Genomic DNA, 22122 nt, shown 5'->3' with positions numbered 1-22122 from the left:
TGTCCGTGAGGATGCGTCCTCGTGCGTGAACCATCTCTCGTCCCCCGCCTTCGCCCGTTCACCTCGACGGTTTTCGCGGAGATGACCGCGCTCGCCGTCCGGCACGACGCGGTCAACCTCGGCCAGGGCTTCCCGGACACCGACGGGCCCGTGGGAATGCTCGAAACGGCGAAGAATTCGCTGTTCGGCGGCGACAACCAGTACCCGCCGGGGCCGGGCCGTCCGGAGCTGCGCGCGGCGATCAGCCGGCATCGCCAGCGCTACGGCTCCACCTACGACCCGGACACCGAGATCCTGGTCACCGCAGGCGCGACGGAGGCCATCGCGGCGTCGCTGATCGCGCTGACCGAGGCCGGCGACGAGGTGATCGTGGTCGAGCCGTACTACGACTCGTACGCCGCCGCGGTCGCGATGTCCGGCGCGCAGCGGCGCGTGATCGGGCTGGTCGAAACCGACAACGGCCAGCTCGAACTCGACCTCGACGCCCTCCGGGACGCGATCACGCCGAAAACCCGCGCGGTGCTGCTGAATTCGCCGCACAACCCGACCGGCACGGTGTTTTCGCGCGCGCAACTGGAAGAAGTCGCGCGGCTGTGCGTGGAACACGACCTCATCGCGGTCACCGACGAGGTCTACGAACACCTCGTCTTCGACGGCGCCGAGCACCTGCCGCTCGCCTCGTTCCCCGGGATGCGCGAGCGGACCGTCGCGATTTCGAGTGCGGGCAAGACCTTCAACTGCACCGGCTGGAAGATCGGCTGGGTCTGCTCAACGCCGGAGCTGGTCGCCGCGGTGAAGGCGGCGAAGCAGTTCATCACCTTCGTCTCCGGCGGACCGCTGCAGCCAGCCGTCGCGTACGCGCTCGACAACGAGCTTGAGTGGGTCGAAAACCTTCGCGCAAGCCTGCAGGAGAAGCGCGATCGGCTGTCCGCCGGCCTTGCCGATGCGGGATTCGCGGTTCGGCCGAGTGCTGGGACGTACTTCGTGACGGCTGACGTGCGTCCGCTCGGCTTCGCCGATGCCGCGGAACTCGCTTGGACGCTGCCGGAACGCGCCGGAGTCGCCGCGGTACCCGTCAAGGTGTTCACGGATCACCCGGACGAGTGGAAACACCTGCTGAGGTTCGCGTTCTGCAAGCGCAACGAGGTGATCGACGAAGCCGTCGAACGCCTGCGGAAACTCGTCTGACGACTGCCGTCCGGCCGTTCGTTGGCACTGCGGGAACAGGGATACCGAGAGTGTCCCGGCGGCCGAAACATCGGGTCAACGCCCGAATCCGCGCCGCGAACCGGCCGCCCGGATGGCCGCATCAGCCCCGGCGGAAGCGACGCTGGGTGATCGACTAGGGCAGATCGGACACCAGAGCCGGTGCGGACGTTCCGCCTTACGGGGTGGATCGAGCGCGGGAGAGATGAAAGACTCGCGTCCGGTGCTAGAAAGAGGGCAGCCCCGGGGGACCTGCGACCTGGCCGGAAGACAGCCCCAGCAAGATCAGTCTCGTGCGGTGGCACGAGCTTCAGGCGCGGACGGTGGTGGTGGCGTGACCGGCATGGCGACTCCGCACGGCCTCGCACCTTCCGCGACGTCCAGTGCCAGTCCACTTGAGACCGCGGGTTCCGCGCTGCTCGGAATGGCCGGCCGCGCCAGGCCCGATTCCTCCGTCGCGCGCGCGGGCGCGCGACGGCGACCGCGCGCCTGGGCGGCCCCGCTCGCCCGGCCCGCCGCCCGGATCGCCGTCGCCGGCGGGCTCACCCTGGCCGGATGGCTGCTCGGCGCGGCGCTCTCGCAAGCGAACGCGACGACGGACGACCACGCCGACCGGCTCAGCGTTTCCGCGCCCGACACCGGCCCGGAGCATCAGCACGCCGGAACGGCCACGTCCGGCACGCTCACCTGGGCCATGCCCGGATCGGCGACCGGCGCGAAGCGCGCCCACGTGCACCGGTTCGAGGTCTCCGCGGACGACTTCCGGCCCGCCGTGAGCTTCCGGCCGACCACCGTCGCCGCGAACGAGCCGGACCGCACCAGCACCGCGGCACCTCAGCCCGCGGCCAAGATCACCAAGCCCGCCAAGGCAAAGAGCCCGGCCAAACCGAAACACCACACCGCGGCAAGCGACCCCGCGCCCGACGCCACCACCCAGCCCGGCCTGCTCAGCACCGGCAGTTCGAGCACGCCCGGCCCGGACAGTCGCGAACCGCAGCCCGGCCTGCTCAGCACCATCAGCCAACCCAGCCCGGACACTCGCGCACCGCAGCAAGGTCTCCTCGGCGGACTTCTCGGCGGCTCCGACCGCGGATCCGGCCTCCTGGGCGGACTTCTCGGCACCCCCGAACCCGGCCAGCCCGGACTCCTCGGCGGCATCCTCGGAACCGTCGACAACACCGTCGACACGACCCTGCACACCACGGTCACCTCGGTGGACACCGTGCTCGACACCGCGCCGGTCCGGGTCGTCGAGCCGCCGGTCACCACGGTCGATCCGGCTCCTTCCGCCAGCGGGTCGGTCAGCGTCTCCGTCCCGGCGGCCAAGCTGGCGAAAGAGCCGGAAACGCCGGTTGCGGTGAAGGCCAGCAAGCAGACCCCCGCCGTAGTCGCCGCCGCGCCCGCACACGTCCTCCCCGCACCACACCCCGCCGCCGAGCCGGAGACCCAGCCCGCGCCGCTGGTCAAGGAACGCAGCCAGGCCGGAGGCGGCAGCAGCGGTGGCGGCGAAGGCCTCCCCGCGGCACCGGCCGCGCCTGCCGCACCCGCGTCGACTGCCTCCCCGGGACACGACGGGCACGGCGGCTTGCGCCAGCTGTTCGCGCTGGCCGGCGACGGTGCCACGGTCACTCAGCTCAAGCTCATCGGCGTCAGCCGCGACCACGAGGTCGACGGCGCGGGCAGGGACGCCGCCCTGCCGACCACCTCCCCGGACTGACCTCCCGACCGGTTATCCGGGGAGAGCTCCGCCCACGTCAAGATCAACTTCTTGACCGCGCGCGCCCGTTCGCAGCGCCGGGCTCACCCCTTGGCACCACTGCCGTTCCGAATCAAGGGGCTGAACCATGACCGCACTTCCCGACCGGCCGACCGCGCCCGGCCGGATCGGGTCCTGGTCCCGGCGCCGCGCTGCCCCCGCGGCGCCGGGACCCACCACGGGCGTGCTCCGGAGGCTTTCGCTCACCGCGCCGAGCGAAGGCCTGCGCCAACCGAAGCCCGCCTGAACCGAGGGCGCTTCCCGGCACTTCGAGGGGCTGTGCCGGGAAGCGCCTCGGACGATCGGCCGGTGCGCCGGACAGGTGACCGCCACCCTCCCTGGAGTGGCTGGATCCCATCCGGTGCACCGGCTGTTCACTTTTCGGGAAGAAAACCGCGCTACGTCACCGAAATCCGTTCCGCAGGCACATCCGCGCAGCCGCGCACCGAAGCCGCCGCCGCGCTCACCCGCCGCACCGCCTCCGGCAACTGCTCGCGCGGAAGCCCGAACGGCAGCCGCAGCCAGCGTTCCATTCCGCCGTGCACCCCGAACCTCGACCCGGGCGCGATCTGCACCCCGTGGTTCGCCGCCGACACCGCCAGCCGCGTGCTCATCGGTTCCGGCAACCGGCACCACACCGACAATCCGCCGGCCGGCACCTCGAATGTCCATTCCGGACAGTACTTGCGCAGCGCCGCGACCGTGATGTCCCGCTGCTCCCGGAATTCCGTGCGGCGCCGGGCAAGCACCTCGTAGCCCTCGGGTTCCAGCAACGCGGCCAGCACGAGCTGGTCGAACACCGGCGCGCCGAGATCGACCGCGAACCGCGAGGACTGCAGCCGGTCCAGCACGTCCGTCGACGCCCGGATCCAGCCCAGCCGCAACCCGCCCCACTGCGATTTCGCCGCCGAGCCGACGGTCAGCACCAGATCCCCGCCGAACGCGGCGAGCGGCGGCGGACCGTCCACCGGGTCGCCTTCGTAATCCAGTTCCACCAACGATTCGTCGACCACGACCGGCGTCCGCGACCGGGTGAGCAGGCCGCCGAGCCGTTCGCGGCCGGCGGCGTCGAGCCGGAGCCCGGTCGGGTTCTGGAAGTCCACCACGAGATAGCCGAACCGGGGCGCGGCCTGGCGCAGCGCGGCCTCGATCCCGGGCAGGTCCCAGCCGCGCACCGGATCGAGCGCGACCGGCACCGGCAACGCGTGCTGCGCGCGGACGGCGTCGATCGCGTTCGGATACGTCGGCTGTTCGAGCAGCACCCGGTCGCCCGGCCCGGTCAGCATCCGCAGGCAGAGCACGAAAGCGGAGTACGCGCCGGAGGTCACCAGCACCTGGTCCGGCGAAGTCGGCAGGCCGCGCGCGGTGTAGCGCTCGGCGATCCGCTCACGCAGCCGGGGGAGGCCACCGGTGAGATAGCCGTTGCCGCTGACGTACTCGACCAGATCACGCCGAGCGGTGTCGAACGCGGCCATCAGCCCCGGTATCGCGGGCGGCGCGGCCCGCGCGAGGTCGAGAAGGTCGTCGCGGACCGCCTCGGCCTCGTCGCGGTTCCCCACCCCGGCGACCCACGACCCAGCTCCGCGCCGGCTGGCGACGAGGCCGTCCGCGCGGAGCCGGTCGAGGGCCGCGCCGATGAGCGTGCGGCTGACGCCGAGCGCGTCGGCGAGTTCGCGCTCGGCGGGCAGCCGCGTCCCGATCGGCAACTGCCCGTCGAGCACGTGCAACTCGACCGCCGCGGCGAGATCGGACGCCCCCTGCCGGGAGCCACGCTGCCGCCATTCCCCCAGCAATGTGGCCAATCTGCGTCCCGAGATGCGTCCACCGAGAGGTTCCATAAGGCCAATTATCCGACATTGGCCATGGAATATCAGGCCAGTGGTCGCCAATAGTGGAGAAGTGGCAGTTACCGACCTCAGTCCCCTCACCATCCGCCGAGCCCCCGCGCGCCGGGGCGTCCAGCTGCTCGCCGGCCTCGCGCTCTACGGCGCGAGCATGGCCATGCTCACCCGCGCCCACCTCGGCCTCGACCCGTGGGACGTGCTGAACGACGGCCTGACCAAGATCACCGGCCTGACGTTCGGCACCATCAGCGCGGTCGTCGCGGTTTTCGTGCTGCTGCTGTGGATTCCGCTGCGCCAGCGCCCCGGCATCGGCACCGTCGCGAACATCGCGGTGATCGCCGTGGCAGTGGACGCGGTACGCGCCGTGCTACCGGACCAGCACGTGCTCGTCTGGCAGATCCTGCTGCTGGTCGGCGGCGTAGTCCTGAACGCCGTCGCGACCGCGGTGTACGTCGGCACCCGCCTCGGCCCCGGCCCGCGCGACGGGCTGATGACCGGCCTGCATGCCCGCACCGGCTGGTCCGTCCGCCTGGTCCGGACCGGCATCGAGATACTGGTCCTGGCCGCGGGCTGGCTGCTCGGCGGCACGGTCGGGATCGGAACCGTGCTGTACGCCCTCAGCATCGGTCCGCTGACCCAAGCCCTGCTCCCGATTGTCACGTGGCGCACCGGGACGGACCAGCAAGAACAGCATTAGCGTTTGCCGACGGCCTGCCGGACCGCCGGGTAGTCGATCCCGCGCGCCGCAAGGAAATCCGCCACCGGACCGCGTTGTTTCACCAGTGCGAGCAGCAAATGCTCCTGCCCGAGATGCTTGTCGCCAAGCTCATGGGCTTCCCGGACGCTCATCTGCAGCGCGTTCTTCGCGTCCTCGGTGAACGGCAAATGATTGCGCTTGGTAGGCCGGCTCGCCTGCGCGAGCGCACCCGGCCCGTGCGTCTGCTCAATCCGCTCGACAATCTGATCGACGTCGATGCCGAACTCGTTGAGCGCTTCGGCATCGGCGTCACTGATCCCGCCCCGGCGGCGCACTCGGGCAAGCTCCGCGAAGACGTCCTCGCGCGAGACCCCGAGAATCTTCAGCAGCCGCACGGCCTCACCGTTCTCGTTGCGGGCCAGCCCAGCGAAAACGGCCTCCGCGGAAATCTCGCGCGCCCCCGCTTCGTGCGCCGCCGCCTGCGCCTCGACCACCGCTCTCCGGGCGTCATGGGTGAACTTCTCGAACATCAATGCCTCCCGTACTTCTTGTGCACGGCCTGCCGACTGACCCCCAACTCGGCCGCGATGTCCTGCCAAGACCAGCCGTGCATGCGCGCGCTGCGCACCTGCACCGCCTCCAACTGCTCAAGCAACCGCCTCAGCGCCGCCACCGCCCGAAGCCCCACCCGGGGATCCCGGTCACCGGCGCGAGCGGCCAAATCCGTCGCTTCCGTCATAGTGTCAACCTAGATTGACACCGCGCTCATGTCAACCCAAGTTGACATCGCCGCACGTGAGGGCCACCCTCACGTACTCAGATTCCCCCAGGGTCCCCCTCACGCCCCACCCCCACGGCCGCAGCCGCTGCACCCACCCATCGAGGCACCCAGCCCCCGCCCTGCACCCCGATACGAAGCCTCCCTGCGGGCGGTGGGTGCTTGTCAAGGCACGCTTAGCTGCTTTGCAACTTACGTTCCCTAGCCATGAGCGCAGCAACCATAAAAAAGGGGCCTGGACCTGCGGGTTCGCAGATCCAGGCTAGCCCTGCCGAGAGCGACGGTCGGGGCAGCACCCTATATCTGCCTGAGAGCGGTCCTCAGCCGCTGGTCGGGACTCTGACCAGCGGGTTGCCGGATAGGATGGGCACCGTCGATACAGGGTCCAATGGTGACCGACACCCGGCTAGCTGCTGGGGGTACTTCCGTGGGTAAGGCATTGACGCGTCGGCTGATGAAGGCAGCTGCGGGTGAAGATGTCCGGTTGCGAGTCGTGATCTATGCGCGTGCGTCGAGCGACAGCAAGGGCCGCAAGATCTCGGTAGCGTCGCAAATTGCGTATGGGCGTCAGTGGTGTGAGCAGGTCGGGGCCACAATTGTGGCGGTTCTGGTGGACAACGACCTGTCCGCGTCGCGGTACGCGACGGAGACGCGCGACGACTACGAAGAAGCGCTGAGGCTGCTCGCCACCGGCGCGGCGAACTGTCTGTGGACGTGGGAGAACAGCCGGGCGCAGCGTGAGCTTGACGTGTTCGTGCGGCTGCGCAAGATCCTCGTGAAGGTCGGCGGCTACTGGGCTTATGACGACCGGGTCTATGACATGAACGACCCTGACGACCGGATCGCCACGGCCGAGGATGCGGTTGACGCGGAACGCGAGTCCGAAAAACTGCGCAAGCGGGTCCTGCGCGGCGTCAGGGACCGTGCCGCCTCCGGGCTCTGGGCTGGGCCGCTGTCCTACGGGTACCGGATCCTCTACGACCAGAACACCGGCGAGGCGCTCCGGGAGATTGATGAGACCACGTGCGAATTTGCTCGTGCGATCGTCCGCACCCTGATTGAAACGCGCAACGAATCGGCGCTTGCCAGAGAGCTTGAGGAGCACGGCGTGCCCTGCGCGAGGGCAACACAATGGCGCGCTGACCATGTGAAAAAGCTCTATGCGCTGTCACTGGACGCGGAAGGGTGGGCCAAGTTCATCGCGAGCTTGACACCGGAACAGGTCGACTCAGCTTATGAGGCGCTGGTGCGACTGCGCACCGAGTCGGCGTCCCAGGTCGCCAAGGACTTGAACAAAGGCCAGTGGGCTCACCCGTTGCCGGGCAAGTGGAGCGCGGGGAAGGTGAGGAATATCGGACTGAACCCGGCATTGGCCGGTCTGCGGGTCTTCCAGGGCAAGGTGGTCGGCAAAGGCACGTGGGACGAGATCATCACCGAGGAAGAGCACTACAACGTGGTCGCGGCGCTCGGCAATCCCAACCGGGAGAACGTCAAGGACGGCGACCGGGTCAAGTATCTGCTGACGGGCATCATGCTGTGCGGCAAGTGCGACACCGGGGTTTCCACTTCCCGGCGTAAAGGCAAGATGACGTACCGCTGCAACAAGGGGCACGTGGTGCGGAACATGGCAAAGGCAGACTCGGTAGTGGTCGAGCGGGTGTTGCGTCGGTTGTCCTCGGATGAGTCTCAGGAGCTGTTCCGATACGAGGGGCAGGCCAAGGAACTGACCGAGGCGGTCCAGCTGGCTCAAGATCTCCGGGCAAGGTTGGACGGGTTCACCGACAAGGCTTCGGAAGGCGAACTGTCTCCGGAGCGGCTTGCGCGGATCGAGCAGAAGCTTCTGCCCAGGATCAGGGACGCCGAGGCGCGTGCCCGCCAGCTCGGCGTGGCTCCTGCGGTAGCGAAGCTGGTCGGGCCGGATGCCGCCGCAGTCTGGGAGACGCTGTCCGTCAGGCAGAAGCGCGAGGTAATCCGGGCGCTGGTCCGGCCCCGGTTGCTGCCGACGACGGGAGGCGCGGCCCCGTTCAACCCCGACCACATCCGCATGTCATGGCTTGGAAAGCCTGCGCAGATACCTGGTGTGGATTACGAGATGGAGGACGACGCGGTGGCGTGACCCCGTAACGACAGAATGCGGCCCCCGGCACTCGGAGCGAGTGCCGGGGGCCGCTTGTCGTCTGTCCTAGGTCTGGGTTTGCATCCGGCGCACGGCGGGTTTAAAGATCTGGCGGAGCCGATCCCGCTGGTAGTCGGTGAGCGGGAGATTGTCTTCGGCGTCGGCCGCAGCGTGGACGGCGGCGAGCTCGGCCGAGGTCAGCGCGGAGCCCACTTCCAGCGCAACCGGGCTGGCCGTCGCGTCAGGCAGAGCGCTGCTCCGATTCCAGCGGCTTGCGCTGCTCGGGAACCGAGGCGGGAGCCAGAGGCTCACCGGCCTGGTCTCGCGGATCGATCAGCGGAGTGACCCGCTTCTCTGCGGAAACGACCACACCGAAGGTCGCCAGCAGAGTGATGACTCCGGTGATGACTCCGGTCGCGGCGTTGCCCTGGTCTGCGGTGAACAGGCCGGAGCCGACGAGCCCGGACACGGCCGCGGTGAGGGCACCGACGACCGATCCGGCGATGCGGAGCGGGTAACGGGACATGCGTTGTTCTCCTTCTTCTCTGACGGGTTTGGGCGGAAGGCGGTCGAGCGTGTCGTAGACATGCGCGAACAAGCGGGCGATCTTCCAGGCGGCGTAGCCCACAAGGATCAGCAGCACAAGCTGCCCGCCAGTGCCGGCGTTCTCGGGTGCGGCGGTTAGGGCAGCGAGAGCCACTGACCCGCTTGAATCTTGTTCGGGTTGGCGATTCTGTTGCGGGCGCTCAGCGCGGCCACGGTGGTGCCGAAGCGGAGCGCGATAGCGGAAAGGGTGTCGCCGTAACGGACCTGATACTGGCGGTCTCCGCTCGCGGGCGAGCCGGTCAGCCGGAGCACTTGCCCGACACGGATCAGGTTCGGATTGCTGATCGCGTTGAGCGCGGTCAGCACGGACACGGTCGTGCCGAACCGAACGGCGATCCCGGAAAGCGTGTCGCCGGGCCTCACGGTGTACGTGCCTCCGGCGGCGGGCGGAGGAGCCGGAGGGGGTGGCGGTGTCGGCTCGGAGCCGCTGAGGGTGAGCTGCGCCAGGGTGAAGCTGCCTACGGTTGCGTCGCGGTCGACGTGGCCGGAGATCCCCGGGACTGTGCCCTTCTGAGTGTGCTGGTGCAACGCCAGCTGTGGGTGCTCCCATCCGGGCCGTCCCGGATCTCCGTTGTAGCGGGCGATCCAGAGCAACACGTCGGCGTCGGCCCACTCGTCCGGGCGCAAGACGTTGCGGTACCAATCGAGGTTGGCGTACACGAGCACGCGGCGGATTCCGGCTGTCTCCCGCAGACACCGGATGAACTCGCCTACGAACCCGTTCGCGCCGGACCGCAGAGCCGCGGCTTCCATATCCAGCATCGGGGCGAGCGCGCCGCCGTCGAGAAGGCCGGCCGCGCGCAGGTTCGCCGCGAAGTGCTCGGCCTGGCCGCCGACGTTGCCGGGGCGCGCGAAGTGATAGCCGCCGGGAACGACCCCGGCATTGCGGGCGGCGGGCACACGGCTTGCACTGGTGGTGTCGGTATAGGTGGTGTCCTCGGTGAGCTTGAACGAAGCAAACTCAATCCCGTTGCCGCGCACCGCGTTCCAGTCGCTGACCGGATTCCAGTGCGAGACGTCGATACCGTACTGAGTCAGGGAAGTATCCTTGCTATGTAGCTGTTTCCGGCCGTTGGGTGTGGCCGATTTGGGCGCGCAGAGCGCCGACTTCGATGAGCAGCCGCGCGTTCTCCTGGCGCACGGCGATCAGTTCTTCTTTCACAGCGCTCAGCTCGGCGAGCACATCGCGGGTGTGGTCGGCTCGGTCGTTCAGCAGGGCTTGATATCCGGCGTGCAGGGCTGTCAGAGCTTGCTGATCGGCGCTGGCCCGCGAGGTCCGAACGGCTCGCCGCGCGGTCAGCAGTCCGGTGAGAGCGCCTGTGGCAGGGCCGAGGAACGCGGCCAGCGCGGCGAGCCATTCGGGCGTCATGAGATCTGGCCCCTTACGCTGCGGTCAGGAACGCTGTCACGCGGATAAACTGCTCGTTTCCGTGCTGCCAGCCGTCGAGGTTGCCGCCCTTCCATTTGGTGATGGCGAGAGACACGGAACGGCCGCCGGTGAGCGTCGGACTGGTCCCGCTGACGGGGCGAGGGATCCGACCGCCTTGGTTGCCAACCATCCCGCCATCAATAGAGGTGATCTCGGAAAGGATCTTTCCGGCAAGGCTCGTGCCGTCCTTGACCGTGACGTCCACCCCCGTCGAACTGCCGGGAGCAAGCCAGACCTGACCGAAGAAACTCAACTGGTAGGCGTACCCGGGGTCGGGAATGTCTATTGTGGACAGGATCATGCCTGCTGAGTACTGGGCGACGTCGGCACCGGCAATGGCTCCGGTGCTGTACATCTTGACGCTCATCCGGTTGAGGCGAGCCGCGGTGATCGCTTCACCCGCCCGCCATGGTGTTGGGGGTATTGGTTGCTCCGTTGCGTGAAAACGGTCAACGCGCGACGGCGGCCGGAAAGGCGAGACTGACCCGGCTTCCTCGATCGTGGCCGCGTGCCAATCCCTCGACGCCGCGCACGACCGTGAACGTCTGCGGCGAGCTGGTGCCGCTGACTGCGGTGACCCGCATCGTTTCGCCGTTGACCCTGACGAGGAAAGGGAACTGGTCGGGATGGGTCGTGTTGGTGATCCACAGTGGACCTTGGAAAGTGCGGACGCCGAAGCTGGTCTCGGTAGTTCCGAGTTGCGCAGTCGTGTCGGAGCCGTCAGTGTCGGCTCGCCATGGCCCGCCGTCCGGCGCGGTCGGGCCGGTGACGGCCACCTGCCACGGTCGTCCGGGCGAGGCGTTCACATCAGTGTCGATTCGGTGCGGGCGCAGGGTTTCGGTATAGCCCTGTATCAGGAGGCCGATCGTCCCCGGCGGATGCTGCGGTGGCAGGCCAGTGACTTCCACCCGGTCGCCGACTTCTGCGCTCAGCCACGGGCTTAGCAAAGTGGGGTTGGCCATGATGTTGGGCGACACCTGCGGATAGCGCATATCCGGCGCGGTGCCGAGGTGCACTTGCCACCATGCGATGTCGGGCAACTGCGCTTCGCTAGCGACGTTGACATCAAGCTGGGCGTCATAACGATTGTGGCTTCGGACGTGTTCGACGTCGGTAGCACGAGCGACGCCGCCGGTGGTTCGAGTCGCTGTGACATCGTTGTGCGCATTCCGATCGTCCAGCGTCGGCGCGAACCCAGGTTTGATGTCGCCCGGCCCGGCTTGCCCGTCCAGCACAAGCGCGGGCCGCTGGGTGTAGAGGGACGCCCGGGTGCGGTACGCGAGGCCGGGCAGAGTCCGGCGTTCGGAGAGGATTCCGCCGTCTGCGTTCGCGCATTCGCGGAGCAGGTCCGGCAGGGTCGAGCTTGATCGTTGCGGCCCCATTGGTTCCGTGTTGACGCTCGATCCGGTCAGTACGAACGGGATGCGGTTCTCCGTGCAGAGTCGGCGCAGTCTGTCTCCGGATTGTTCTCCGGACCACGCGCGGGCGGCGTTGACCATCGCCGGATCCAGATCGGTCATGACGCGGTCGCAGTAGACGTGAGCGATGCCGGTGCCGTTCAGGTCGGCGAACCCGTTGGGCTGACCGACCCACCAGCCGCCGCCGATGACGATTCCCTGCGGCGGGTTGTACAGCGACTTGAACGTCGCGGACAGGCCGTAGCCGTAGGGGTACTGGTCATTGACGATGCCCACGCCTGCTGAGGTGGTCGAGTCGACCCGGGTCACCGAGAGCTTTACGAGTTGCACGGAACCGTTGAGCGGAAACGGCAACGCCGGGAACTGCGCGACGTCCAGCCCGCCGCCGAGTGCGCTGCGGGTCCTGATGGCCAGTCGGCCGTCCGGTTGGGCCTCCAGCGAGTAGTAAGCGGCGGTGCCCGAACCGGTGCCGTACAGCGTGACGAGCGGCGTGTCCGTTGCCTTGACACCGTTGTTCGGCAGCCGCAGCAGAAACACTGCGCTGAACGCGCCCGTGTCGGTGTAGCTGCGGAAGAATCCGGACGCTTGCCCGGCTTTGAAGGCAGGCAGTCCGGCGCTGGCCGGGACGTCGTTGACGCCTCCCCCGGTGACTTCTCCCGCCGCAGTCAACGCGGAGCCGCCGACGACGGGCGCGAACGTCGCGGAACCGGCAGGCTCCTCGCACGGCCAGTAGGCCACCGGTGCGACGCGTCCCGGTTTCGTCAGTTCGGCCCGCATCGCCGAGGGCGGAGTGACCCGGTTCTGGTCGAGGCGGCGCAGGACGCCAGCCGCGGTGACCGCTGTCCGGGATTCGCCGGGGTACCCGTCCGGGCTGGACAGATCGCCGTAAGGCCAGTCGGGTGCCCACTCGGCCACGAACCCGGAGAACCGGGTCCGGCGGTTCGTAATCGCTGTGGCGACGCCGGACACCGTCCACTCCCGGCCGGTTTCGTCGACGAACGAGGTAGCGCCGGGTGCCGGCCGCGTGAAATCCGGCGCGGCGACGAGCGGGCCTGTCGCGGCGCGCCGTACCTCGACCCGAATCACCTCGTCCAACGCCGCGTCTTGCTCGTCCAGAATCCGGCCGATGCGGATCGGCTGATCGCTGGCGAAAATCGACGTGGTGATCGGTGCGGCGACCGGATCGCCGAGCACCGTCCACGGGCCTGCCATCGTCTCGGCGGTGTACAGGGTGATCAGCAGCCCGCCCGCGCCGGTGTCGGCCACGAACGTGACACGCACGGCCCGGTGACGGCGCGACGGCATCGGCACGCCGGACCCGAAGGGATACGGGTTGGTGCCGTCCGGGCTCCAGGTGAACGCCAGCTGTTCGTCCGCTGCGGTGCTCAGCAGCCACGACCGGGTGCCGTCCTGGCTGCCCCACTTGCCGACGAGCGGAATTCCGGCCCAGTCGTCCAGGACCGCCTCGAACCGGACGTCGAGATCTCCCGTGATGGCTGACCCTGCCGGATCAGCCGACGCGACGACGCCGTTCCGCCGGGCCGAGAAGTACGTCCGCTCATCAGCGACGCTCACCCGGACCGGCGTCCCGAGCGTCAGATCCGGGTACCACCGCGACGCGGGGTGGTTCGGGGTGTAGTCGGAAGTCTGGTTGTCCAGCGCGAACCGGCAGGACGAGGGCGCGTCGTGTGCCGCCTCGTCCTGCCGCCCTCGGGTGATCGAGATCGGTTCCGGCAACAGGTCATCGGTCACGTCGGACCATGCCCACTCGGACGGGTCGGCGTTCAGATCCGCCCGGAACGCCATCTCCACCCGCGCGTCCACCAACTCGTCCACGCTCGGCATCACCTCCAGTTCTGCTCGGGTTCAGTAGCCGAACGCGAGCTGCACGTTGCCGCCGCCTTGGGCATGGACGGCGCTGCGCAGCCACGCGGTCAGGTGTCTGTCCAAACCGGACGCGTCGATCACCACGGTCACCCCACTGGCATCAGAAGCAGGAGCACCGCCGAGCGCGGCCGCAGCTTGCCCGGGGCGGGCCTGCGGAGAGCCCACGCCGGACGCCCGCGTGGCAGCGGACGCAGTGACCGTGCCGGAGACGTCCAACGGCAAGGCGTCGGTCAGGCCGGTCAGGTAGTCGCGGATCTGCGGCTCGCCGTCTTCCAGACCGGCGAGCAGACCTCGCATGATCAAGCGCCCGTTGGCGGTGAGCAGGATCTTGTCCCGCGACGGAGGGCCCTTCCAACTGGTGATCCAGTCGGTGAGTTCGCCGAGTTTGTCTTTCACCCAGGTGAATCCGGCGGTCAGACCTTTGATGAGGCCCTTGATGATGTTCTTGCCCGCGTCGATCAGCAGGCTGCCCAGGTCGCCCAGCAGGTCAAGGATTTTGCCCGGCAGCGATTTGATCCAGTCGAGAATGCCGCCGATTCCGTTTGAGACAACGCCTTTGATCATGTCCCAGATGCCACCGGCGATGTTCTTGATGCCCTGCCACGCTTTGTCCCAGTCGCCCGAGAGCAAGCCCATGACGAACTCGATCACGCCCTTGATGGTGCGCATCGCGCCCGACACGATGTCCGCGATCGCCGAGAAGATCGGCTGCACCAGGTCGAACAGCGACTGAATGACCGGCATGAGCAGATCCGCGATGATCTGCACGACTGGCGTGATCGCGGCCGCCAGCGTGGCGAACAGCGATGCCCCTTCGGTGATGATCGGCAGCAGGCCGGTCACCAGGTCCAGCAGCGGAGGCAGCAGCGCGGACACGATCTGCAGCAGTGGCGGGATGATCGGCAGCAGCGCGGTCACGATCGAGAGGAATGCTTGCGCCAGCGGAGGCAGGATCGGCAGCAGCGCGGACAGGATCTGCCCGGCAATCTGGCCCAGCAGCCCGCCTACCTGGGTCAGCACGGGCGTGGCGGCGGCCAGCGCGTTGCCGATGATGGTGGCCAATTGCTGGATCACGGACACGATCACCGGAAGCACCGGCATGAGCGCGTTGAGCGCCGCGAGCAAAACCGACGTGAAAACGCCGGAGAGCGCGGAAATCACCGGCATCACGGCGGTCAGGGCTTGCAGCAGCGCGCCGCCGATCTGCGCGACGAACGGCGCCAACGCGGACACCAGCTGAGCCACGGCGGGAGCGGCCAGTTGCAAAGCCTGCACCAGCAGGCCGCCGAACTGCTCGATCAGTGGCGCGAGGGTCAGTGCGAGCTGCACCAGGGCAGGCGTGATCGTGGCGATGGCCGTCCCGAGCGCGCCACCGAGCTGCCCCACGATTGCGGCGATCGCGGGAGCCAAAGTGGAGACGATCGGCGCGAGCGCGGCGAGTGCCGGAACCAAGATGGCCACGAGCGCCTGCGCCGCCGCGCCGAGCACGGGAGCCAGCGCGGTAAGCACCTGGCCTAGCGGTGCGATAGCCGGAGCAAGCGCGGCGAACGCTTGTCCGATCATCGGCCCGAGCTGCCCGATCGCTGGCGCGACCGAGGACACGATGACCTGCCCGATCGCCGTCAGAACGGGCAGCAAACCGACGATGATCGCATGCAGCCCGGCAAAGATCTGCCTCAAGGCTCCCGCGCCTTCGGCAGACCGGACGAATGCGAGAACCTGGCCGGTTACCTCGACCAAAGTGGACAGAAGCCCGCCGCCGGATGCGTTGGCAGCAGAGAAAACCGCACCCACTGTCTTGGCAAGGTTGCCGACAACGGTCACCAGGTCGCCGACCGCTGACAGCCCGGCCGAGAGCCACTGGCGCAGCTGTCCGGACTGACGGGCCTGCGCGATGAACGCGGCGAACTTCTCCGCGCCGTCGGCCAAGCCGGACCCGAACCCGGGCAGGAATTCCGCTCCTACCGTCGCGATGTCCCGCAACGCCTGAAGCAGCGGACGAACACCGGCCGCCGCCGCGCTCAAGGACTCGGACGTGTTGTCGAGGATCGTGCGGACGTCCCGGACGGTCCGGCCTTCACGGGCAAAGGCAGTGAACCCGAGTGCGCCTGTGTTCAGCCCGGCCGCGACGCGGCGCAGCTCGGTGCGCAGCAGCGGCAGATACGTTCCGGCCAGGCCGGTGATCTCGGCCGCGAGTCCGGCAAACAGCCGTTGCTGCACGGTCTGGCGCAGGCCGGTCAGCTCCGGCCGCAATACGTGCGCGGCGTTCGCGGCCGCCGCCATCGACGGCGCAAAGTCCTTGATCGACTCGGCGTACTTGGCCGGGTCGGATTCCTTGACCGCGTCGGAAAAACCGGTGACGCCGAGCTTGAGCGTGCTGAGCGCCGCAGCGGCGGCGAGCCCGGCCGCAGGCACGAGCAGCAGTGAGCCGGACGCTGTCGCTGCGGCGGAGCCGAGCCCGCCGAGCACGCCTACGGCCTGGCCCACGGCGGCGGCCAGTGCCGCGTACTTCAGCACCGACGCCCCGACGTTCAGCGTCATGCGCGTGAACTGGACGGTCGTGCGGTTCAGCCCGTCGTCCAGCTCGCCGAGGCCGCGCACGGTCGAGCCGATCGACTTGTCCGCAACGGCCTTGATGACCACGGACTTGCCCGACAGTTCGCGGACCAGCCGCTGGAAACGGGTCTCGGCCGGGATCGCGTCCAGTTCGGCGAGCAGCCGCACGGCGCTGTCGTTGCCCTCGCGGGCCGCCGCGCGGATCTGTTCCTTGAGCAGCGCCGTCTGAACCTGCGCGGTCAGGGTGATGGCGGGCGCGTCACGCTCGTTCTGCCGGACCTGGTCCCGGATCTCCCGGCCGAGCCCTTGCAGGCTAGGCAGAAGCTTGAAATAGGCGTGACCGACCGTTGCCACCAGGCGCTCACCCCCGCCCGGTTCCGGGGGCCGCTACCCGTTACGCATCCACACCGCGATGTCGCGCAGGGACTTCAGCTCCGGATCGCCGGTGCCGGCCGGAGCCGTGCGGGCGGGCGAAGCAGTAGCGGGGGCGGTGAACGCCTCGATCGGGTCGGCAAGTTGGGCGTCGGTGATCTCCTGGCCCAGCGCGGTGGCGACGGTCGCCCACAGGGCGGTGATCCGCCGTTCGGTGACCGAGGCCAGGAGATCGGCGCGGGTCCAGGCTCCCCGCGGATTCAGCACGCGCCACACGGCCGCGTCGTCGGGCAGGTGGGTCACCAGCGCGCACACGCGCCGGTAGGAGAGGCCGCCCCGGTACAGGTCGAGCAGATCGACCCCGTACCGGAGCAGGTCCGTTTCCAAGGCTTCGGCGGTCGCCTCGTCCGCGAGCAGCAGGGCGACCGTTACGGGTTTCCCCGGCCCAGCTCCTTCATGACGACGGCCGAGAAGTCCTCGGCGTCGGCAGCCGTGGCGGCCAGGACGCGCCAGGTCGCGTACTGGTCCGCGCCGAGGATAAGTTTTAGCGCGGTGAGGTGCTTGCCCTCTTCCTCTGCTTCGAGCGCTTCAAGTGGAAAGTTGTCCGGATTGGGGATAATGAACTGTTTGCTGCGCCACGTCACGTTCAGACTTGCGCCGGGCGAAGCAGGTTTGCCAACCGCCTCTGTGCGCTGCCGCACGCTCATATAAGTGTCTCCTTTGTCCTTGTCCCGCATCGACTTCCCTGAAGATCTCGATGTCGCGTGCGGGGGTTCGCCGCCTGCCAGGCGGCAGTGGGCGCAGTCCTCCACGGTGGATTCGACCGCCTGACAGGTACGGTTCACCCCAATTGCCTTGATAGTCCGGCGGACTTTCGTAGGCCAGCCGGGTGATGATCGTCGACAGTCCCGATCAACGACTTGACTGGCATTCCCTGATGCGAGCATGCTCGATCCCAGGGGAGGGAAAAGTGTGGTATTCATTGCGCATAATTGGCGCCAACCCTCTCCTGCGCGAAAAGTTGAGAGGGGAAATTTTGCAATGGGCAGGATTACTAAGATCGCATGCGCTGCCGCAATATCGGCCGCATCGGTTCTGACCTTATCTAGTCAGGCCGAGGCTGCACAGGTAAATCCTTCTACGGTAAAGCCGCATACCGTTGCCCCGCTGTGCGCGGAAGCATATGTCAAAGATAGCGGACCACTAACCATCACTGTTGAAGTCGACAACACCTGCCCGTACACAATCCGAGTTAAGACGTGGATCAGTTCCGGTATCAACAGTGAGTGCGTCAGCATTGAGTCGCAGCATTACGCCATCCTGAAGGATTCCGGATTCTTTCCGACTTTCGATCATTTGGAAAACTGCTAGCTAGCATCTGACTATTGAGAGGAAGATCATGAGACGCATTGCTTCTGGGGCTATCTCAATCGTGGGCTTGGCACTGACTGGCGTTGTCGCACTGTCGGGAGCGCAGGCGAGCGCAGCGGAACCTGCTGGCACGAACGATGTATGGGGAGGTCATCACCCGGTTTCGGTAACCAAGACATCCTCTCCCGCCGACCACAAGTATGTTGGCAAGTCACCGATGGATGTCGCCCCAACCTGCATTCTTGTGACAAGCCAGGATCTGGGGGCTGCCTCCTCTACCATTTACCTCATCAATGATTGCGGTTCGGTTCAGAGGGTAAGGGTCATTATGACCCGAGGCGGGGACAGCGACTGCGAGACCATGGGAATCCACTCAGGGTGGCAGTACGAGTCATTCGGGTTTTTCCCCAAGCTCGATCACATCGAAAACTGCTGACAACGGCAGTTTTCACGCCTTCACGAGAGTGGTCCGGGCAGGATCTTCGGTTCGGGCTCAATCATCAGTAGAATCACTGGCGTAATAATCAGTATTACTGATACGCCCATAGCGAAATAGAGCGGCAAGGCTGAAATTTTATCGCCACTTCTCCGCCGCAGAGACAAAGTCCCGGAAAAAATGGAGGCTAAGGAGAATACTAGACTTGCAGGGTAAAGCCATACGGTCGCAAGTGCGGCGAGCGCCAATGCCAAGCACGAGATCGACAGGCTTCTCCCTGAAAGGCGAAGATTTTTCATTGTTGCCATTTCTCCCCCTTTTGACTGCGTCTTGCACGCTTAGGGTAACACCTGTTGATGTTGGGGTCGATCTGCGCGAGGAGGGAGCGGGGGCGTCGTCGTTTGCCGTCCCCGCTCTCGCCTCGCTGACAGCAGGCTTCCGAGGAGCCTGATATGCCTTGTTCGAGGTGATTTGTCGTGGTAGCCATTTCCTTACTAAGTGCCGAAGAGATCACGCGGCGATGGTCGGAGGCGGTGACGCGGAGTTGAACAGCACTGCCGGATCATCGGTGAGCCAAACCGCGATGTAGGTCTTGCCCTTCGGCGGAGCGAGGGCAGAGAACGTCAAGCCCCATCGGGCTTCCTGCGTCCTGGAGAACTGGGCGTCCTCGGTTTCGGAGACCTCGGCGCGCGGCAGATAGAGTCGGTGGCTGTAGATCTCCTCCTCGGAAACCACGTCCGTCCAGTCGACGCAGAGCGCGCGGACGTCGCTCTTGGGAATGGAACTGATCTCGGCCCGGTAGTTCTTCGGGGTGCCGGTGCCCACGGCGGCGAACTTCATCCCGCCGAAATAGGCGCTGAGTACCTCGCCTTTGGTCTCCTGGAACACCGACGCCACGGTGAGTTCTTGGGATTTGTAGATGTAGCGGGCCGGGGTGAGCTGCTGCCAGTGTTCGGTGCCCTCCTTCTCTACCTTCCGCGCCAACGTGGTGCCGTCCGGCGTGGACAAGCCCAAGCCGGTCCATGGTGCCGCCAGCGGGCTGGTTGCGTCGGCCGGTTCCGGAGTGTCCGGCGGGGCTAGCGACACCTCGCCGGTGCCAGGTACGCGCACCAGCGCGCTGTTCATTGCCATATAAGGGAATCCTCCAGAGGGGCCGGGCGCGCACCGCTGGAAGGCACGGACCCCTAAGCCAGGTCAGGCCCGGAACGATGTCCGGGCATAAGCAGTCAGGCTGGCTGTTGCCAGCGGTTCCGCAGTGAACGGGTCGATACCGCCAATCGGGGCGCTGATGGGTTCTCCGCGCAGCAGCGCCCCTCCCGGTTGTGGTGCGCACAGCAGGCCCAGCGCGATCCCTGCGAGCCGTTTGGCGGTGTGGGTGTCGCGGTGCCAGCAGGTCAGTCGGATGACGGCGCGTTGCACGGCTGGCCAGTCCCACCGGTGTCCGTCCTCGGCAACCAGCAGCCACGGGAGTGAGGGCGGGCCTCCGTCGTATCCGCGGCCGGTTTCGGTCGAGACCTTCGCACCGGCGGCGGCCGGATCGGTCACGCCCGAGAGCAGACTGCGCAGCCGCCGGACAACCGTCTCGGCGACGTCGCGAGGAACCGGCGGAAGCTGGCTCATGCGTCTCCGGGTTCGAGGCCGGTCACCTCGAACCCGTTGGCCTCGGCCGCGCGTTTGAGCAGCCCGTAGCGCGCTTCCATGCCGACCCCAGCCGGATGCCGGATGGTGACGGTCGCTGAAGTCCGGTCGGTAGCGGCCTCGGTGGTGACGTCCACCGGAAGTACCTCCCCGCTGGTGACGCGATGGCCCTGCGCGCTGGCCGTGTCGGCGACACGCTGCGCGGCCGCGCGCACGGCGTCGGCGACTTCCGGCGAGTTCAGGAGTTCCCGCGCGCCGTCCGAGTCGATCGTGATGCCGAAGATACTGGGCACTGCCAGGGGTCAGCCCTCCGTGTGGGTCAGGACGGTTTCGTAGTGGAGGAAACCCGGCCGGGGCTCAAACCGGGCGGGTTCCCCCTCCACCGTGAACGTGCGGCCGTCGTAGGTGATTCGCTCGCGCGCGTGGATCGGCTCGGCGGTCAGCAACCACCAGGCTCCGGTGACCGCGACCCGCCCCGGGGACGGCTCGGTGCCGCCGCTGCGGGCGGTGTCGCGCGGCAGCAAAAGGCCGGCGACGGGACGCCGTGGCGCGTCCGGGCCGTAGTCGAGCGCTGGTGTCGGGTTGTCGTAGGCGTCGGGGACTTCGCGCGGACTGATGACCGTGAGCTGATGCGGAAGGTTCAGGGCGGCGGCTCCTCCCACGGGAATGGCTCGGCCAGCTGGCCGTCCGGCCCGGGCACCGGCAGCGTGTACGGGCCGCCGTCGTCCGGCTCGGCCGAGTAGGGCGTCCGAACAGAACGGAGGCCGCTGCGACGGGCCAGCCGCCGCAGAACCTTGTGGTCGTGCTCGGTGAGGTAGACCCCGGACGCGGCGTCATCGCCGTAGCGGTAGGTGTACTGACCTGCGGTTTCGGAGCTGTAGCCCTCGGGGTTGCGCAGCGCCCGGCCCGCCGCCTGGCACACGATGGTGACAACGGCGGGCGGGACGGTCGGCGCGAGCAGTGCGGGCGGCAGCTCGGCGCGCACCAGGTTTGACGCGTCGACCAGCGCGGTCAGGGCGCGGGCCTCCGCATCGGGAGTGGTGATGTTGACCCCTGGCCGGGCTTTGAGCTGCGCGAGAGTCGCCAGGGGTTCCGGCTCCGCGGCTTCGGTCACGCGGCGGGGGCGGTGGTGAATCGCACGGCGCGCTTGACCGAGCCGTCGTCGGTGGTGGTGCTGGCCCCGGCCAGCGTCGAGACCACGGAGCGGTCCTGCTGGTACCCCGGGTCGTAGTCGCGGACCAGGCGCATGGCGAACCCGCCGTAGGTCGTCGCCTGGCCGAACGTCGCCCCGGCCGGAACTTCCAGCGCCCGGGTCACCAGCGGGAACGCCGTGGTGTGGTAAGCGACGCCGGAGCCGTCCGCCAGGTAGTTGCTCGGCAGGACGGTGAACCCGTACAGGCGGCCGATGATCGCGTCGCGCAGTGCCTGCGGCGAGCCGGACGCGTCCACCGGGACCAGTCGTTTCTGCGGGTCGTTGAGCAGCATCGACTCCAGCTCGGACGACACGGCGAACCAGCGCTGATCGAACGGCACGCCCGCCTTGTTCAACAGCGCGCGGGCGTGAATGAGCTGGGTGTGCAGGTCGGTCCCGTCAGCCTTGACGGTGATGGTCGAGGGCAGGGCGTTCATCTGCCCGGCGACCATGCTTTCCACCCCGATAGCCACGCTCTTGGCCTGCGGAGTGGCTACTTGTTTGGTGAAGTCCTTGACCTGCAAGGTCAACTGCTCGTCGGGAAGGTTGATTCCCTTGTACAGGTAGGTATCCAGCTTGACGTCCACCGACTTTTCCTCGGCGTCGTCGATCACGATGGGCTTGTTCTCGGACCGGTTGAACGTGCGGGCGGGGCCGACGACGGTGTCAGTCCGCACGGTGACGGTGTCGCCCTGCTTGCCGGTGAAGTCGGCTTCGGCGTCGCGCCACGCGGTACCGGCCAGCACGGTCTGCTGGGTGAGTGCCGCGATCGAGGCGGACGCGATCTGCTTGGGCGTGAGGAACTTGTTGGGCATGAGCG

21 protein-coding genes are annotated in these 22122 nt (G+C 67.6%); 4 read left to right on the top strand and 17 right to left on the bottom strand.

Annotation, left to right across the window (positions count from 1 at the left end; genetic code table 11):
• Positions 1–21: 21 nt before the first annotated feature.
• Both L942_RS03930 and L942_RS03925 read left to right on the top strand, forming a co-directional pair.
• A complete protein-coding gene (locus L942_RS03930) occupies positions 22–1188 on the top strand; it encodes a pyridoxal phosphate-dependent aminotransferase (RefSeq protein WP_037354981.1) in 1167 nt (388 codons plus the stop codon).
• Positions 1189–1549: 361 nt separating this feature from the next.
• Entirely contained in the window at positions 1550–2923 is a 1374-nt protein-coding gene (locus tag L942_RS03925) for a hypothetical protein (RefSeq protein ID WP_440201293.1), read from the top strand.
• A gap of 437 nt (positions 2924–3360) precedes the next feature.
• On the opposite strand, the gene yczR is transcribed toward L942_RS03925, so the two are convergent.
• On the bottom strand, positions 3361–4800 hold the full coding sequence (yczR, locus tag L942_RS03920; protein ID WP_037354976.1) for a MocR-like transcription factor YczR: 1440 nt from the start codon (positions 4798–4800) through the stop codon (positions 3361–3363).
• 61 nt (positions 4801–4861) lie between these two features.
• On the opposite strand from yczR, the gene yczE reads away from it, so the two are divergent.
• Positions 4862–5503 (top strand): membrane protein YczE, encoded by a 642-nt coding sequence (gene yczE / locus L942_RS03915; protein WP_037354973.1) that lies wholly within the window; start codon positions 4862–4864, stop codon positions 5501–5503.
• Here yczE and L942_RS03910 read toward each other — a convergent pair.
• Both L942_RS03910 and L942_RS03905 read right to left on the bottom strand, forming a co-directional pair.
• The gene (locus L942_RS03910; protein ID WP_037354971.1) at positions 5500–6033 is read right to left on the bottom strand and encodes a Clp protease N-terminal domain-containing protein; all 534 of its coding nucleotides are present in this window, start codon (positions 6031–6033) and stop codon (positions 5500–5502) included. The genes yczE and L942_RS03910 overlap by 4 nt on opposite strands.
• Positions 6033–6242, bottom strand: coding sequence for a hypothetical protein (locus tag L942_RS03905; protein WP_009071860.1), 210 nt, complete (start codon positions 6240–6242; stop codon positions 6033–6035). The genes L942_RS03910 and L942_RS03905 overlap by 1 nt, the downstream gene beginning before the upstream one ends.
• A 466-nt stretch (positions 6243–6708) precedes the next feature.
• Between L942_RS03905 and L942_RS41895 the strand changes: the two genes are divergently transcribed.
• Complete coding sequence (locus tag L942_RS41895; RefSeq protein ID WP_158684413.1) at positions 6709–8397, top strand: recombinase family protein; 1689 nt, start codon at positions 6709–6711, stop codon at positions 8395–8397.
• 241 nt (positions 8398–8638) lie between these two features.
• On the opposite strand, the gene L942_RS45205 is transcribed toward L942_RS41895, so the two are convergent.
• The 14 genes from L942_RS45205 to L942_RS03825 all read right to left on the bottom strand — a co-directional run bounded on the left by L942_RS45205 (position 8639) and on the right by L942_RS03825 (position 22117).
• Positions 8639–9097: a hypothetical protein gene (locus L942_RS45205; RefSeq protein WP_235078889.1), complete on the bottom strand. Its 459-nt coding sequence runs from the start codon at positions 9095–9097 to the stop codon at positions 8639–8641.
• Positions 9079–10026, bottom strand: a complete 948-nt coding sequence (locus tag L942_RS45200) for a LysM peptidoglycan-binding domain-containing protein (protein WP_063695709.1) — start codon at positions 10024–10026, stop codon at positions 9079–9081. The genes L942_RS45205 and L942_RS45200 overlap by 19 nt, the downstream gene beginning before the upstream one ends.
• 28 nt (positions 10027–10054) lie before the next feature.
• Positions 10055–10372, bottom strand: a complete 318-nt coding sequence (locus tag L942_RS03880) for a hypothetical protein (RefSeq protein WP_037354968.1) — start codon at positions 10370–10372, stop codon at positions 10055–10057.
• Between the two features lie 13 nt (positions 10373–10385).
• A complete protein-coding gene (locus L942_RS03875) occupies positions 10386–10799 on the bottom strand; it encodes a hypothetical protein (protein ID WP_037354966.1) in 414 nt (137 codons plus the stop codon).
• Between the two features lie 82 nt (positions 10800–10881).
• Complete coding sequence (locus tag L942_RS03870; protein WP_158684412.1) at positions 10882–13686, bottom strand: hypothetical protein; 2805 nt, start codon at positions 13684–13686, stop codon at positions 10882–10884.
• 30 nt (positions 13687–13716) lie between these two features.
• On the bottom strand, positions 13717–16647 hold the full coding sequence (locus L942_RS45195) for a phage tail protein (protein WP_235078886.1): 2931 nt from the start codon (positions 16645–16647) through the stop codon (positions 13717–13719).
• A 33-nt stretch (positions 16648–16680) separates the two neighbouring features.
• Positions 16681–17052 (bottom strand): hypothetical protein, encoded by a 372-nt coding sequence (locus L942_RS03860; RefSeq protein ID WP_235078884.1) that lies wholly within the window; start codon positions 17050–17052, stop codon positions 16681–16683.
• A 41-nt stretch (positions 17053–17093) separates the two neighbouring features.
• A complete protein-coding gene (locus tag L942_RS03855) occupies positions 17094–17372 on the bottom strand; it encodes a hypothetical protein (RefSeq protein ID WP_037354959.1) in 279 nt (92 codons plus the stop codon).
• Between the two features lie 1610 nt (positions 17373–18982).
• Positions 18983–19603 (bottom strand): hypothetical protein, encoded by a 621-nt coding sequence (locus L942_RS03850; protein ID WP_158684411.1) that lies wholly within the window; start codon positions 19601–19603, stop codon positions 18983–18985.
• Positions 19604–19666: 63 nt separating this feature from the next.
• Complete coding sequence (locus L942_RS03845) at positions 19667–20092, bottom strand: hypothetical protein (protein WP_037354954.1); 426 nt, start codon at positions 20090–20092, stop codon at positions 19667–19669.
• On the bottom strand, positions 20089–20403 hold the full coding sequence (locus tag L942_RS03840; protein WP_037354952.1) for a hypothetical protein: 315 nt from the start codon (positions 20401–20403) through the stop codon (positions 20089–20091). The genes L942_RS03845 and L942_RS03840 overlap by 4 nt, the downstream gene beginning before the upstream one ends.
• Positions 20404–20412: 9 nt before the next feature.
• A complete protein-coding gene (locus tag L942_RS03835) occupies positions 20413–20772 on the bottom strand; it encodes a hypothetical protein (RefSeq protein ID WP_037354949.1) in 360 nt (119 codons plus the stop codon).
• On the bottom strand, positions 20751–21224 hold the full coding sequence (locus L942_RS41885) for a hypothetical protein (protein WP_051165699.1): 474 nt from the start codon (positions 21222–21224) through the stop codon (positions 20751–20753). The genes L942_RS03835 and L942_RS41885 overlap by 22 nt, the downstream gene beginning before the upstream one ends.
• Positions 21221–22117, bottom strand: coding sequence for a P22 phage major capsid protein family protein (locus tag L942_RS03825; protein ID WP_051165698.1), 897 nt, complete (start codon positions 22115–22117; stop codon positions 21221–21223). The genes L942_RS41885 and L942_RS03825 overlap by 4 nt, the downstream gene beginning before the upstream one ends.
• Positions 22118–22122: the final 5 nt, after the last annotated feature.

Source organism: Amycolatopsis orientalis DSM 43388 (assembly GCF_000411975.1).
Lineage (GTDB): Bacteria > Actinomycetota > Actinomycetes > Mycobacteriales > Pseudonocardiaceae > Amycolatopsis > Amycolatopsis orientalis_D.
Note: the sequence above shows the minus strand (reverse complement) of the source record. Positions and strands in the feature narration are given on the sequence as shown.